Consider the following 15,313-nt stretch of genomic DNA (forward strand, 5'->3'; position numbering starts at 1 on the left):
AGTTCTCACCACGAAACACGTTGATACGCATCAACCGAGCGAAAACGCCCATCGCCCTGCGACAGCCGGTCGCGTTGCACCGGTCAGCAAAAGCTCGATCAGATCGTGAACGCTGCGAATCGCGGTGCCGAACGGCAACGCTTCGCGGCCGCGAAAGAACAGGCCGTTGGCCACGTCGCCACGCAATGCCGCCGCGAGTCGTGTGTCGATGCAGAAGTGGCCGAACTTCTCGATACCGTCGCGCCAGCCGCACGCGCTGAGGCATTCGAGCGCGGTCGGACACGCGTGTTTGAGCGCGCCGACCCGCTCGCGGATTCTGTTTTCGTGGCGCAGGTAGCGCATCAGCCAGGGGGTCTTCACCGCGCGCGCGGGTAGTCCCGTCACGCTGACGAATTCGACGATGTCGTCGGGGGTCGCTTCGGCGAGTACGCGCTTGAAATTCGGATGCGCATCGCCTTCCTCGGTGACGGCAAACGGCGTGCCGAGCTGCACGCCGCTCGCGCCCGCGTTCAGCAGCTCGCGCACGGCCTCGTGACTATTGATGCCGCCCGCCAGAATCAACGGCACCTCACGACGCTGCAAGCCGAGCGACGTGAAGACCGTGTCGAGTTCGTCGAGAATCCGGTGAAAGTCGAAGCGCGGGTCCTGCATGTCGGCCACGTTGTTGACGCCGAGATGGCCGCCCGCATGGGCGGGATGCTCGATCACCACGGCGTCGGGCAAGCGGCCCTTCTTCATCCACTTCTTCAGGATCAGCGCGACGCCGCGGCTGTCCGACAGGATCGGGATCAGCGCGATATCGTGGCCTTGCGTCATGTCGGGCAGATCGAGCGGCAGACCCGCGCCCATCACGATCGCGTCGGCGCCGTTTTCGCAGGCGGTGCGCACGTAGTCGGCTTGCGCGCTGACCGCTTTCATCACGTTCACGGCAATCATGCCGCGGCCTTCGCCGAGCGCCTTGGCGGCGTGGATTTCGCGGGCCAGCGCGGTGAGGTTGGCCTGTTCGAGGGTGGCACGGTCAGGCGACTGGCGGCATTGTTCGACCAGATCGCGATGATGATGCCGCAGGTCGATGCTGGCGATGGTGCCTAGCGCGCCTTCACGGGCGACGCTGCCGGCCAGCCGGTGAGCGGAGATGCCGACGCCCATGCCGCCCTGCACGATCGGCAGTAACGAGCGGCCACGGATGACGAGCGGTGGGAACGAGTGAGAGGTGAACATGACGGGCCCGATGACGGATGGTCGAACTGGCGATCATCGTCGGTGCCGGACGGGCGGCGTTGTTGCAGGTCAAGGTGGGAGGGGATGGTGGGGAGTTGCGGTGGGGTTTGTTGATGCGGGTCAGGTGTGAGCGCTATTGCGTGGCGCGGCGGGGTGCGGCGTGGCGCGCCCCATGAAAAAACCCGCTTCCTTGAAGGAGAAGCGGGTTTTGTCTGGCAGTCAGGATCCGTTTTCGTCTGCAGACCATATCCAGTTTGTCTCTCCCCAACTACTCCCCGCAAAGACCGGCATGATTTCCCCTGCTTCGAAATAACGACGGCTTCCCGCTTTTGCGGGCGTCTGCCACCAACCCGCCTCGGGGCACGGACTGCCGCCCCGCACGCTATGGCGGGCCGGTTCACGCTTGAGCGGTTGAGGGACGATGGTCGGCGTTGCCGGGATCGGCGCAGCGTCTGGCAAATCAAAGCGGGCTTCCCACACGCGGGCGTTCCCGCTGTCCGCATTCTGCAACTGCGGGTCGTACCAGTGCAGTCCATCCGGCTTCGGGTTGCGCAGCACACGCAACACCTTGTTGACGAACACATAGGGTTCCGGCAACCCTTCTTCGGGTGCCCCCAGGCGTGGGATCGGGCCGGCACGCACTAACGTGCAGTGATTGATGCGCGCGATCTGGATGTCGGCACGATCCAGGGCCGCACGCAGCGCCGCGTCGCCGCCGAGGCGTTCAACGAATACGTCGCCCATCAGCGTGTACCAGTTGACGCTTTTGATGAAGCCCCAACGCCAAACTTTGGTCCCCGGTTTCAGGTAGCGATACATCGCCGTTGCGTTTTTACTTTCTTCTCCATCAAACGAAACTGGATCATATTCTTCGCGGCCGAAGTGTGCGCAGCAATCAACCTCGATGCCGCTGAACCGCTCTGCAATTGCCCATTCCTGAGCTTGCCATTTGTGATAGTTATACGCGGTCACAGCCGAGAAGCCGCCGTAACCGCCGCGAACGTCCAGTTGCTCGCAAACGTAACGCAGAAATTGCTCGTATTGTTCCTGGCCTTCGGATTCAGTCACCAATTCCATCGGCACGCTGAATTTAAGAAACGACAACTCCATCTCCTCCCCTTTGGGCACGCTGTAGCCGGTTGGGGATTCATAGTCGATGGGATTGGCGCGGCCCGTCAGGGTTGCAATCTGGTAATCCGGGGCGCTCAGGGGATTCGGCGCGCTGGACCGCATCACACTGACCTGTTCATATTCGGGCGTATCGATGATTACCTTGCGGATTTTTTCGATACCCTTTGCTGTTTTTTTGCTGAACTTCGCCAGGTCTTCGTCTTTCCCGGAAATGAGGTGTTCGCCGAACAACTCATCGAAGCGATCGAAACACGCGAGCAGCCCGCGTCGCCCTTCCGGTTTCGAGCCGCCGGCAAAGTACACCGTTCCAATCACGCCCGGCTTCACGGCAAAACTATTGTCGGCCAGCCGGACGCTCAGATCTTCGAGGTAGCGCGCGTAGGCTGCGAGCGGCGTCAATACGACTGGCTTCGTCACTTCGATATTGCTCATGCTCGAATTTCTCACCGATATTGGCTGTGGCTACGCTCACGCAGCGGCAGCGGATACACCGAGCGCGACAGCCAGCGCCGCGACGACTGCGCCTGAGGCTGTTGCGACAATTGCCGCAAGCGCGAGCAGGATCGCCAACAGGACTTCCGCGAGCACGATGACGACTACGACGCCCGCGACGATGGCCACCACCGCCACCAGCCCCTTGATGAACGACGTGCCTATCTGCGTCCAGTTGATTTGCTTGAGCAGGTCCCACGTCATGTCAGTGCTTCGCGCGATCGCTTCCCAGCCGGCCTTTAACTGTGCAGCTGTGTAACGGTCAATCTCGTGGCCTTTCTCGTCCACCCATCGCCATGTAGCGTTCGACTTATCGACGGCCCACTGGCCCGCCGTGAGCGCCCACGGCGCATGCTGTTGCAACCATGCGTGCATTTCAGCCGACAGGCAATCCGCGCCGGCATTCAATGCATCCCATACCGCTGCAACCGTCACCTCGCCGGCGTCCTCAGCCCGTCGAATCCATGCTTCGTACCATGCAGGCTCCGGAATCGGCTCGTGGCTGCGGATCGGTGCGCGCAGTTGCCGTTCGCGTCGCTTCTGTCGCAGTTCAGCTTCACGCTGTTCCGGCGACATGGCGAGCGCTCGTTGGCGGGCCTTTTCAAGATCGCCGTGACAGTCGCTCACGTCGATCACGGTCATGCGGCGCGTGTATTCCCCCGGAGCTCCCGCGATTTTTCGATAGGCTTCTTCCTGACCTGAACCCCAACTGTCGCCGGGAAACTTGACTTCAACCAGGCGCAACGAATTATCGACGTGCGGATTGCCTTGATGATCGACAGAGCTGCGCCCCGGCCAGCGGTCAGCTGGACGTTTCACAATAATCACGTCCGGACGGCGCAAGTAGCCAGGCACCTTTTCTTTCGGAAACGGATTCTGGCTGTGGCGTCGGCCGGGACCGTCCTCGATATCAGCGCTAAGAAATGGGATAGGGGCTTTTGCGCCCTTCGAAATGAACTCAGGATACATATCAAAGCTGACCTCCGCCTTATACTGCCAGCGGAAATCCGCCAATTTTTCATCGATATGAATCGCTGCGGTCATCACGATTTGCTTGAGCATGGAAATCGTATTCGAACCATCCGGCAGTCTGACGTTGATGATATCCGGGGCCTTCAGCGAATATTCGATCTTCTCCTGTAGATAGCCCTTCGTATCTGGCGGCAACTCGGCATACGTTTTCCTGTCCTCGTTGACTGTCGTGCAGGTCGCGATCGTTTCCATCGTGGCCGACATGTGCCACGTCCTCCAAATAGTCGCGTTGAATGGACGGCCTACCGCCGCCCGCTAATTGCCACGCTTCGATTTGAGCCGGTTTCGGTCTCACGGCTCGAAATAATCACGGCTAATCGACGCGATTTTACGTATCACGATAGTGAGAAGGCAATCAGACAACTGTGATAATTTGCAAAGAACAAGCCGATTAAATGCGGAACGAATATCGAGGCAATTATTGAATTGCGCAGCTATTTATTCCACCTGTTTCGGTGATTGAACGGCTGATTTTCCAGACGCGCGCAGCATTCGACAATGCGTTTTCCTTGAAACGCTGCGGCTTACGACAGACAGTGAGCGCGAATGAACCGAATCCGGAATTCGGTCGGTGGCGCATAGCGGTCAACCCTTGTGCCAGGGGACAAGGGTTGACATGAACGGACGTTCCAAGACAGTTACTGCACGCCCTGGCTCACCAGGAAGTCCTCGTAATTCCCGCCGAAGTCGTTCAGCGTGCCGTCGGTGCGCACTTCGATGATCCGGTTCGCCAGGCCGCTCACGAACTCGCGGTCGTGCGACACGAAAATCAGCGTGCCGTCGAACTTGTCGAGCGCGATCTGCAGGGACTCGATCGATTCCATGTCCATGTGGTTGGTCGGCTCGTCCATCAGCAGCACGTTGTGGCGGCCCAGCATCAGCTTGCCCCAGATCATGCGCCCCTTCTCGCCGCCCGAGAGCACTTTCACCGACTTGCGGATGTCGTCGGCATTGAACAGCAGACGGCCGAGCGTGCCGCGCACCATCTGCTCGTCGTCGCCTTCCTGGCGATAGCCGTCGATCCAGTCCATCAGCGTGACGTCGTCCGGAAACTCTTCGTACGTATCTTGCGGCATGTAGCCGATGTTCGCGTTTTCGGCCCACTTCACCGTGCCGTGGTCGAGCGCGAGTTTGCCGAGCAGCGAGCGCAGCAGCGTGGTCTTGCCCGCGCCGTTCTCGCCGATGATCGCGATACGCTCGCCCGGTTGCACGCTGACGCTGAAGTCGTTGAAAATGCTGCGCTCGTATTTCTTCGAGATCTTCTCCGCCACCACCGCGATGTTGTGCAGCTTCTTTTCGTACTCGAAGCGGATAAACGGATTCTGACGCGACGACGGCTTGAATTCCTCGATCTTGATCTTGTCGATCATTTTCAGACGGCTGGTGGCCTGACGCGCCTTCGACTTGTTCGCCGAGAAGCGGCGCACGAAGTCCTGCAGGTCGGCCACACGTTCCTTCGCCTTCGCGTTGGCGTTCTGCTGACGCTCGCGCGCCTGCGTGCTGGCCAGCATGTAGTCGTCGTAATTGCCCGGGTAGACCTTCAGCGTGCCGAAGTCCATGTCCGCCATGTGCGTGCAGACCTGGTTCAGAAAGTGACGATCGTGCGAGATGATGATCATCGTCGAGTTGTACTGGTTGAGCACGTCTTCCAGCCAACGGATCGAGTTGATGTCCAGGTTGTTGGTCGGTTCGTCGAGCAGCAGCACGTCCGGCTTCGAGAACAGTGCCTGCGCGAGCAGCACGCGCAGTTTCCAGCCCGGCGCCACGTTGCTCATCGGGCCGTTGTGGTCCTCGATCGCGATGCCGATGCCCAGCAGCAGCTCGCCGGCGCGCGCCTCGGCCGTGTAGCCGTCGTACTCGGCGAACTTCGCTTCGAGTTCGGCGGCGTGCATGTAGTCGTCGTCGGTCGCGTCCGGGTTCGCGTAGATCGCGTCGCGCTCGGTCATGGCGGCCCACATTTCGGCGTGGCCCATCATCACCACGTCGAGCACACGCACGTCTTCGTACGCGAACTGGTCCTGACGCAATTTACCGAGGCGGATGTTCGGTTCGAGCATCACGTTGCCGGAGCTCGGTTCCAGGTCGGAACCCAGAATCTTCATGAAGGTCGATTTACCGCAGCCGTTCGCACCAATCAGGCCGTAGCGGTTCCCTCCCCCGAATTTGACCGAGATATTCTCGAAGAGGGGCTTCGGCCCGAATTGCATGGTGATATTGGCGGTAGACAGCACGGCGCGTCCCTTTGAATGTGATATCGGCGAAAAACCCAATATTTTAGCAGGTTATCGCGAATTCAACCCGCACGCGCGCCGCGTTACTGGCGCTGGACGCCGTGCGGGGTCTGCAAAACGTCGATGAAGGCCGACAGATCGGCCTCGCCGAGTCCCATCGCCGCACCCAGCCGTAACAGTTGCTGAACCGTCGACGACACCGGCATCGGCGTGCCGGTTTCATACGCGGTGGCGGCCACCGTGTCGAGATCTTTCTGAAAGGTCCGGAACGCGCCGATCGGCGCGAGGCCGCCTTGCGTCATGCGCGGCACGAAAATCTGCAGCAGCACGGAGTCGGCCCAGCCGCCGGCGAGGCCTTCGGTCAGTTTGGCGGCGTCGATGCCGCTGCGTTGCGCGAGGCTTACGGCTTCGGCGATCGCCGCAAGCGTGGCGGTGACGATGGTTTGATTGCACAGCTTGGTGGTCTGGCCCGCGCCGACGTCGCCCATGTGGGTCACGCGGGCGGCGTATGCGCGGAGCAGCGGTTTAACAGCCTCCACGTCGGCCTCGGCGCCGCCGGCCATGATGGCCAGCGTGCCGGCATTCGCGCCGGCCACGCCGCCGGAGACCGGCGCGTCGATCCAGCCGATACCCGGTGCACGCTGCGCGAACGCGCGCGTCGCGGCCGGCGGAATGCTGGAATGATCGACGATCCAGCGTACGCGGTTCGGCTCGGACATCGGCACGCCGCTCAGCAAGCCTTCGGCGCCAAACACCGTCTCCTCCACCGCCGCCGCATCCGCGACACACAGCAGCACCGCGTCGCAGCACGCGGCCAGCTCGCGCGGCGTATCGACCACCGTCGCGCCATCCGCGATCAACGCTTCGGCCTTGGCGCGCGTGCGATTCCACACATACACGGTATGCCCCGCACGCAGCAGATGCCGGATCATCGGCGCGCCCATCAGACCGGGACCGCAAAAACCAATTTCCACGTTCGAACCTCGTCGGCTGTCGGATTGAGTTGCTGAATTGCGCGGACATGATAACGGCCACACGCAGCCGCCGGATATCGGGCACGCGATGTGCGCCATGACTCGCTCATGCGGGTCTTCCCGCGAGCCAAAGCGAACGCGAGCAGGTACGCGCAGGCAGCATGCGGCGCGTGGCCCGTTGCCTATACTTTTTGAACACCAACGAAGCGCGAAAGGAGGCAGTCCATGTCCGAACACGTCTACAAGCAGATCGAACTGACCGGTTCATCGACCAAATCGATCGACGACGCCATCAGCACCGCAATCGCCAAAGCGTCGAAGACGCTGCGCCATCTGCACTGGTTCGAAGTCACGGAGACGCGGGGCCAGATCGAGAACGACAAGGTCGCTTACTGGCAGGTGACCATCAAGGTGGGCTTGCGCATCGATTGAGATAGAGGTCGAGGCTGAGCGTGGCGAGCCTCGCGCCGAAAATCCAGGGCAAAAAAAGCTGCGTCCGTACGGGACGCAGCGCCTTAAAGCAGCGGTTGCTGAGACCGCCGCCTGGTCGATCGTCATACGATAAAACGCACGTTGAAACAGACGTTAAAGTGCACGTTCCAACGCACATTCAAACGCGGCTTACTTCGGCAGCGTTCCGTCCACGCCTTCCACATACCAGTTCAGGCGTTGCAGTTCAGGATCGGCCAGCGTCTTGCCGGCCGGTACCTTCACCGCGCCCGATTGATCCTTGATCGGCCCCGTGAACACGTCCCACTTGCCGCCCGCCAGTTCGTCGCGTTTCGCCGCGACCTGCTTCTGCGCGTCAGCCGAGATCACGCCGGTGTTCAGATCCTCCAGGTTGACGGCTTTCTGCGGAATGCCCCACCACACCGGATCGTTCTTCCACTTGCCGTCCAGCACCTGCTGGATCGCCGCGTTGTAGTACACGCCCCAGTGCGCGACCACCGACCCGAGATGCGCGTCGGGACCGAACTTCTTCATGTCCGAATCCCAGCCGAACGCATGCACGTGTTTCTCCGATGCGGTCGCGAGCGTCGCGCTCGAATCGGTGTTCTGCAACAGCACGTCCGCGCCCTGGCCGATCAGCGTTTCCGCCGCCTGCTTTTCCTTGCCCGGATCGAACCAGCTGTTGATCCAGATGACCTTGGTATGCACCTTCGGATTCACCGAGCGCGCGCCGAGCGTGTACGCGTTGATGTTGCGGATCACTTCCGGAATCGGCACCGACGCGACGAAGCCCAGCGTGTTGGTCTTCGTCACGTAGCCGGCGGCGACGCCTGCCAGATACGCGCCCTGGTACATGCGCACGTCGTAGGTGCCGAAGTTCGGCGCCTTCTTGTAGCCGGTTGCGTGCAGGAACACCGTATCCGGGAAATCCTTCGCGACCTTCAGCTCGAAATCCTGATAGCCGAAGCTCGAGCCGATGATGATCTTGTTGCCCTTGTTCGCCAGATCGCGGAACACACGCTCGGAGTCGGCCGATTCGGGCACGTTCTCGATGCGGGTGATCTTGATCTTGTTGCCGAACTTCGCTTCCGCTTCCTTCGAGCCCTGGTCGTGCGCGTAGGTCCAGCCGGCATCGCCCGGATTGCCGAGGTAGACGAACGCAACGCCCGGTACATCGGCGGCCTGCGCGCTTTGCGCGAGCGGCGCGGCGAGCGCCAGCGAAGCCGCGCCCCACGCGAAGGCGGTCAGCAGATTTCTTCTCTTCATGTTTTCTCCTGTCGTGTTTATCGAATGATCTGGAAACGTCTGGAACGGGATGGTCGAAACCTGGTCGGTCAGCCTGCCGAGAAAAACGGCTTACCCAGCGACGCGGGCGCGTTCAGCCGGATCGTGTTCGGATTGCGCGAAATCAGCACCAGCACGACGACGGTCGCCACGTACGGCAGCATCGCGAGAAATTGCGTCGGCACCGGCACGCCGATCGCCTGCGCGTAAAACTGCAGCCCCGTCACGGCGCCGAACAGCAGCGCGCCGATCAGCAGGCGCCCAGGGCGCCATGTCGCGAACACGACCAGCGCGAGCGCGATCCAGCCGCGTCCCGAGGTGAGGTTTTCCTGCCACAGGTGCAGATTGACGATCGAGTAATAGCCGCCCGCGAGTCCCGCCATGCCGCCGCCGAACGCCACCGCGCCGTAACGCACGCCGACCACCGGAAAGCCGACCGAATGCGCGACCTGCGGCGACTCGCCGACCGAGCGCAGCACGAGACCCGCGCGCGTGCGGTACAGGAACCAGCCGATCGCCGCGAACATCAGGAACGCGAGGTAATCGAGCGGCGTGAGGCTGAACAGCGCGGGGCCGAGCACCGGGATCTTCGAGAGACCGGGGATGGTCCACGTGTCGATGGTCGCGCGCACCGCCGCCGACGTGTACGGCTTGCCGACATACGCCGACAGGCCAATGCCGAAGATCGTCAGCGACAGGCCGGTCGCGACCTGGTTGGCGAGCATGGTGAGCGTGAGGAAGGCGAACAGCAGCGACATCGCGAGCCCGGCGCCGATCGCGGCGAGCACGCCGAGCCACGGGTTGCCGGTGATCGCGGTGACCGCGTAGCCGCTCACGGCGCCCATCAGCATCATGCCTTCCACACCGAGGTTGAGAACGCCGGACTTCTCGGCGACGAGTTCGCCCGCGCCCGCGAACATCAGCGGAATCGCGGCGGTGACGGCGCTCGAGGTGAGCGCGCTGGCTTGGTTGATATCCATGGCAATCCGGCGGGAGTCAGGTTCGAGGTCGTGAGCTGATTTAGTGAGCTTGCGCGGCGAGCGTTCGGCGGCGCACACGGTAGTTCACAAACAGATCGGCGCCCAGCAGGCAGAACAGCAACAGCCCCTGGAATACGCCGGAGAGCGCCTGCGGCAATTGCATCGAGGTCTGCACGGCCTCCCCCCCGAGATATAGCAAGGCCATCAACAGACTCGCGAGCACGATGCCGACCGGATGCAGCCGTCCGACAAAAACCACGATGATCGCGGTGAAGCCGTAGCCCGGCGACCACGTCGCCTGAAGCTGGCCGATCGGACCGGCGATCTCGCCCATGCCGGCCAGACCCGCGAGGCCGCCGCTGATCAGCAGCGAGGTCCAGATGGTTTTCTTGTCGGAGAAACCGGCGTAGCGCGCGGCAAGCGGCGCGAGACCGCCGACGTTCATCCGGTAGCCCGCGAAGCTCTTGCGCATGAACAGCCACACCAGCGGAATCGCGACCAGCGTGACGAACACCGACGCATTCAGGCGGGTGCCGCGCAACCATTTCCAGTGCCAGTCGCCGGAAAAGGTGGGGTACAGCGCGTCGCCGCTGAACATTTCCGACAGCGGAAAATTCATCCCCTGCGGATCGCGCCACGGGCCGCTCACCAGATAGATGAGCAATTGCGTGGCGACATACGTGAGCATCAGGCTGACGAGAATTTCGTTGGTGTTGAAGCGGCTTTTCAGCAGCGCGGGAATCGCCGCCCACGCCATGCCGCCGAGCACGCCGGCAATCATCATGGTCGGCAGAATCCACCAGCCGGTGGCCTGATCGAAATAGATCGCGACGCCGCTCGCCGCAATGCCGCCGAGCAGCATCTGGCCTTCAGCGCCGATGTTCCACACGTTGGCGCGATAGCCGATCGCCAGACCGAGGCCGATCAGGCACAACGGCGACGCCTTCAGCAGCAGTTCCGACCAGCCGTTCACGCTGGACAGCGGCTCGATGAAAAACGCGTGCATGGCCTCGAGCGGATCGCGGCCTACCAGGCTGAAGATCAGAAAGCCGATCGCGAGCGTGAGCAAGGCGGCGATCAGCGGTACGGCGAGCTGCATCGTGCGCGAGGGGGTCGTGCGGGCTTCGAGTCGATACGGAAGAATCATGGGTAGCGTGTCGTGGTCGTTCAGGTTCTGGTTTTATGGAGCGAACTTTCTGGCGGTGGCGTTGGCGTTGGCATCGCGCCCACCCTCACGCATGCGCCGCCTGTTCCGCCGACGGCGCCGTGCCTTCGCGGCCGCCGAACAGGCCCGCCATCCAGCGGCCGATTTCCTCGGCGTTGGTTGCGCCGGTGGCGCGCACCGGCGAGAGCCGGCCGCCCGCGAGCACCGCGATGCGGTCGCAGATATCGAACAACTCCTCCAGTTCCTCCGAGATCACCAGAATCGCCACGCCGCGCGCCGACAGATCGAGCAACTGCTGACGAATGAACGCGGCCGCGCCGACGTCGACGCCCCATGTAGGTTGCGCGACCACCAGCACCTTGGGCGCCTGCAAAATTTCGCGGCCCATGATGTACTTCTGCAGATTGCCGCCGGACAGACTTTGCGCGAGCGCCTCGGCGCCGCCGCAACGCACGTCGAACGCGTCGATGCAGCGTTTCGCGAACGCGCGCATCGCACCTGCATTGATCCAGCCCGACTTCACCATTTGCTGCCGATGCGCGGTAAGCAGCGCGTTTTCCGACAGCGTCATGGCCGGCACCGCGCCACGGCCGAGCCGCTCTTCGGGAACGAAGCCGAAACCGAGTGCGCGCCGGCCGCCCGCGCCGAGGCGCCCGGCCGCCTTGCCGCAAATCGTCACCGCGTCGGCGCGCACGCCCCGCTTTTCGCCCGACAACGCCGACAACAGCTCCGCCTGACCGTTGCCCGACACACCCGCAATGCCGAAAATCTCGCCGGCATGCACGCCGAACGACACGTTGTCGAGCGAGGTGCCGAACGGGTCGTCGCTCGCGACCGACAGCGCCTTGACGTCGAGCAGCACCGGACCCGGATTGTGTTCGCGCCGCGTGTAATCGGGTAGCGAATGGCCCACCATCAACTGCGCGAGCGACGCGTGCGTTTCGCCCTTCGGCTTCACATGACCCGTCACGCGGCCGCCGCGCATGACTGTGGCGGTGTCGCACAACTCCTGGATTTCGTCGAGCTTGTGGCTAATGTAGAGGATGCTGCAGCCTTCGGCCGCGAGACGCCTGAGCGTCGCGAACAGCTTGCGGACCGCTTGCGGCGTGAGCACCGAAGTCGGTTCGTCCATGATCAGCAGACGCGGGTTCTGCAGCAGACAACGCACGATCTCGACGCGTTGCCGCTCGCCCACCGTCAGGCTATGCACGTGACGCTGCGGGTCGATGTCGAGGCCGTAGTCGGCGGAGACTTCGCGAATCCGTTTGGCGAGCGTCTTCAGATCGAAGGGTTCGTCTAACGCGAGCGCGATGTTTTCGCCGACCGTGAGCGTCTCGAACAGCGAAAAATGCTGGAACACCATGCCGATGCCGAGCTTGCGCGCCGCCGCCGGACTGGCGATCTCGACCGCCTGGCCCTCCCAGCGAATCTCGCCGGCATCGGGCCGCACCGCACCGTAGATGATCTTCATCAGCGTGCTTTTGCCGGCGCCGTTTTCGCCGAGCACGGCATGGATTTCACCTGGCGCGACGATCAACGTGACGTCGTCGTTGGCTCGCACGGCCGGGTACTGTTTGGTGATGCCCTGAAGCATCAACCGGGGCGCCGCCTGTTCCGGCCTGGTTGCCGGCTGCGCGGCGGCGCCGTCGCTATGAAAAGAGTCGCTCATGTGATTCCGTAGTACGTCAGTGACTGCCGGTTACAGCGCGGCCGGCCGCCTTGCCGGCAGACGATCCGTCACCTTAACCGGATGACAATACCTAATTCGACCCACTCAGTCGAGCCATCAAAATTCCCCGCAAACCCACGCCACTGCGCGATCTGCGGGTATCCCTCCCTTGACGTGAACCCGAGTTCATATTAAAACGCATATACCCCCACGCCCGTACGATCAGCCAGAACATATATTTCGGAGAAGTCATGAGTCAGCAACGCGAGGCGATCGATACGTATCTTTTACGCGTCTTGCACACCCTGTTGATGGAACGCAGCGTCACGCGCGCGGCCGTCAAACTGAATCAATCGCAACCCGCTATCAGCGCGGCGCTGCGCCGTTTGCGCGACATCACCGGCGACCCGCTGCTGGTGCGCGGCAAATCCGGCATGGTGCCGACCGAATACGGTCTGCGCCTGCTCGAACCGGTGCAGAACGCGCTGCGCGAAATCGAACGCATCAAGTTCCAGCAGCACAATTTCGATCCGGCGACCTCGATCCGTTGTTACCGCATCGGCTGCCCGGACTACCTGAACGTGCTGTTCGTGCCGACGGTGGTGGAACGCTTCCGTCAGGCCGCGCCGAACGCGACGCTCGAGTTTCATTCGCTTGGGCCCGCCTTCGACTACGAACTCGCGCTCGAGGACGGCAAGCTCGACACCGTGGTCGGCAACTGGCCGGAACCGCCGGAGCAACTGCACCTGTCGAACCTGTTCGTCGATCAGATCGTCTGCCTGATGAGCAACACCCATCCGTTCGCCAAACGCGGCGGGTTGACGCTCGACCAGTACCTGAATGCACCGCATCTTGCGCCGACTCCGTATTCGGTGGGCCAACGCGGCGCGATCGACGTGCACCTCGCACGCGAACGGCTCAAGCGTCATGTGGTCGTGACCCTGCCGTACTTCAATCTGGCGCCGTACGTGCTGATCAAGTCCGACCTGATCTTCACGACGACGCGCCTGTTTGCCGACTACTACGCCAAGTTCCTGCCGCTCACCGTGGTACCCGCGCCGCTCGATTTCCCGCCGATGCAGTACTACCAGTTGTGGCACGAGCGCGTGCATTATTCCGACGAAGTGCGCTGGTTGCGCAGTCTGGTCGCCGAAGCGACCAAGACCTTGATCGACAAGCCTTAAAGGGTTGTTCGCGGGTTATCGGCAGCCGTTTGATGGCGGCCGCCGGCAACTCCGCTTCTCTGCCTTCCGTTCTTTCCGCTCTTTCCGTTCTATTAGGCCGCTGCCTCGTACAGCGTCTTCGCCAGCCGGTTGTGCTGCTCGATGACCGGCCCGAGTTCCAGCGTCGCCAACTGGCCGTCCTTCACCACCACCCTGCCGCCGATCACGCTATAGCTCACCTGCGAAGGCGCGCAGAACACCAGCGCCGCGACCGGGTCGTGCAAGGCGCCGGCAAACAGCGGCTGCTTCAGATCGAACGACACGAAGTCCGCCGCCATGCCCGGCGCCAACGCGCCGATGTCGTCGCGATTGAGCACTTTCGCGCCGCCCAGCGTGGCGATTTCCAGCGCTTCGCGCGCGGTCATCGCATCCGGTCCGAAGCCGACCCGCTGCAACAGCAACGCCTGCCGCACTTCCGCGATCATCTGCGCGCCGTCGTTCGACGCCGAACCGTCCACGCCGAGACCCACCGGCACGCCCGCGAGACGCATTCGCTTGATCGGCGCGATGCCCGACGCGAGCCGCATGTTCGAGCACGGACAATGCGCGACGCCAGTGCCGGTGCGCGCGAACAGTTCGATGCCCGCATCGTCGAGTTGCACGCAGTGCGCGTGCCATACGTCGTGACCGACCCAGCCGAGGTCTTCCGCATACTCCGCCGGCGTCATGCCGAACTTCTCGCGGCTATATGCAATGTCGTTGACGTTCTCCGCCAGGTGCGTATGCATCGACACGCCGTACTGGCGCGCCATCACCGCCGACTCGCGCATCAGATCGCGGCTCACCGAGAACGGCGAGCATGGCGCGACCACCACGCGCAGCATCGCGTAGCGCCCTTCGTCGTGATACGTCTCGATCAGGCGCTGCGTGTCCTTCAGAATGTCCGCTTCACGTTCGACCACCGAATCCGGCGGCAGACCGCCGTCCTTCTGCCCCACACTCATGCTGCCGCGCGCCGCGTGAAAACGCATGCCGATCCGGCGCGCCGCGGCGATGCTGTCGTCGAGACGGCTGCCGTTCGGGTAGATGTACAAATGGTCGCTCGAAGTCGTGCAACCGGACAGCAGCAGCTCGGCCATGGCCGTCAGCGTCGAGACTTCGATCATCTCCGGCGTGAGGTTCGCCCACACCTTGTAGAGGTTCGTCAGCCAGCCGAACAGCTCGGCGTTCTGCGCGGCGGGAATCGCCCGCGTCAGGCTTTGATACATGTGATGGTGCGTGTTCACGAGCCCCGGGATCACCAGATGCCCACGCATGTCCAGCACTTCGTCGGCCGTTTGCGGCAACTCCGCCGTCGGTCCGACCGCGACGATGCGGTTGTCCTCGATATACAGGCCGCCGTCGCGCAGTTCGCGCCGGGCGCCGTCCATCGTGACCAGCACGTCCGCGTGCTTCACCAGCATCGTTTTCTTCGGCTTGCCAGCCGTCTGTTCCATCGTCATTCGCTTCTCCGCTTTAATG

General features: G+C 62.7%; 12 protein-coding genes. 2 read left to right on the top strand and 10 right to left on the bottom strand.

Going from position 1 to position 15,313, the window contains the following annotated elements; translation table 11 throughout:
• Positions 1–30: 30 nt before the first annotated feature.
• The 5 genes from BX591_RS01230 to BX591_RS01250 form a co-directional block, all read right to left on the bottom strand.
• Positions 31–1,221 carry an NAD(P)H-dependent flavin oxidoreductase gene (locus BX591_RS01230; protein ID WP_111928936.1) on the bottom strand — a complete coding sequence of 397 codons (1,191 nt, stop codon included), beginning with the start codon at positions 1,219–1,221 and terminating at the stop codon, positions 31–33.
• 219 nt (positions 1,222–1,440) lie between these two features.
• Entirely contained in the window at positions 1,441–2,784 is a 1,344-nt protein-coding gene (locus BX591_RS01235) for a type VI immunity family protein (RefSeq protein WP_111928937.1), read from the bottom strand.
• Positions 2,785–2,820: 36 nt separating this feature from the next.
• Positions 2,821–4,080: a VRR-NUC domain-containing protein gene (locus BX591_RS01240; RefSeq protein WP_111928938.1), complete on the bottom strand. Its 1,260-nt coding sequence runs from the start codon at positions 4,078–4,080 to the stop codon at positions 2,821–2,823.
• A gap of 434 nt (positions 4,081–4,514) precedes the next feature.
• Positions 4,515–6,107: an ABC-F family ATPase gene (locus BX591_RS01245; RefSeq protein ID WP_111928939.1), complete on the bottom strand. Its 1,593-nt coding sequence runs from the start codon at positions 6,105–6,107 to the stop codon at positions 4,515–4,517.
• A gap of 83 nt (positions 6,108–6,190) precedes the next feature.
• Positions 6,191–7,081: an NAD(P)-dependent oxidoreductase gene (locus BX591_RS01250; protein ID WP_276330756.1), complete on the bottom strand. Its 891-nt coding sequence runs from the start codon at positions 7,079–7,081 to the stop codon at positions 6,191–6,193.
• 225 nt (positions 7,082–7,306) lie between these two features.
• On the opposite strand from BX591_RS01250, the gene BX591_RS01255 reads away from it, so the two are divergent.
• Complete coding sequence (locus BX591_RS01255) at positions 7,307–7,513, top strand: dodecin (RefSeq protein WP_035545955.1); 207 nt, start codon at positions 7,307–7,309, stop codon at positions 7,511–7,513.
• 189 nt (positions 7,514–7,702) lie between these two features.
• Here the strand turns inward: BX591_RS01255 and BX591_RS01260 are convergent, their stop codons facing one another.
• The 4 genes from BX591_RS01260 to BX591_RS01275 all read right to left on the bottom strand — a co-directional run bounded on the left by BX591_RS01260 (position 7,703) and on the right by BX591_RS01275 (position 12,629).
• Entirely contained in the window at positions 7,703–8,797 is a 1,095-nt protein-coding gene (locus BX591_RS01260; RefSeq protein WP_111928941.1) for a BMP family ABC transporter substrate-binding protein, read from the bottom strand.
• Between the two features lie 68 nt (positions 8,798–8,865).
• Entirely contained in the window at positions 8,866–9,795 is a 930-nt protein-coding gene (locus BX591_RS01265; RefSeq protein WP_105510667.1) for an ABC transporter permease, read from the bottom strand.
• 40 nt (positions 9,796–9,835) lie between these two features.
• The gene (locus tag BX591_RS01270) at positions 9,836–10,942 is read right to left on the bottom strand and encodes an ABC transporter permease (RefSeq protein WP_111928942.1); all 1,107 of its coding nucleotides are present in this window, start codon (positions 10,940–10,942) and stop codon (positions 9,836–9,838) included.
• Positions 10,943–11,027: 85 nt separating this feature from the next.
• On the bottom strand, positions 11,028–12,629 hold the full coding sequence (locus BX591_RS01275) for an ABC transporter ATP-binding protein (RefSeq protein ID WP_111928943.1): 1,602 nt from the start codon (positions 12,627–12,629) through the stop codon (positions 11,028–11,030).
• A 251-nt stretch (positions 12,630–12,880) separates the two neighbouring features.
• On the opposite strand from BX591_RS01275, the gene BX591_RS01280 reads away from it, so the two are divergent.
• On the top strand, positions 12,881–13,813 hold the full coding sequence (locus tag BX591_RS01280) for a LysR substrate-binding domain-containing protein (RefSeq protein ID WP_064269273.1): 933 nt from the start codon (positions 12,881–12,883) through the stop codon (positions 13,811–13,813).
• 92 nt (positions 13,814–13,905) lie between these two features.
• Here the strand turns inward: BX591_RS01280 and BX591_RS01285 are convergent, their stop codons facing one another.
• Positions 13,906–15,294 (bottom strand): 8-oxoguanine deaminase, encoded by a 1,389-nt coding sequence (locus tag BX591_RS01285; RefSeq protein ID WP_111928944.1) that lies wholly within the window; start codon positions 15,292–15,294, stop codon positions 13,906–13,908.
• Between the last annotated feature and the right edge of the window lie 19 nt (positions 15,295–15,313).

The organism is Paraburkholderia bryophila (assembly GCF_003269035.1).
Lineage (GTDB): Bacteria > Pseudomonadota > Gammaproteobacteria > Burkholderiales > Burkholderiaceae > Paraburkholderia > Paraburkholderia bryophila.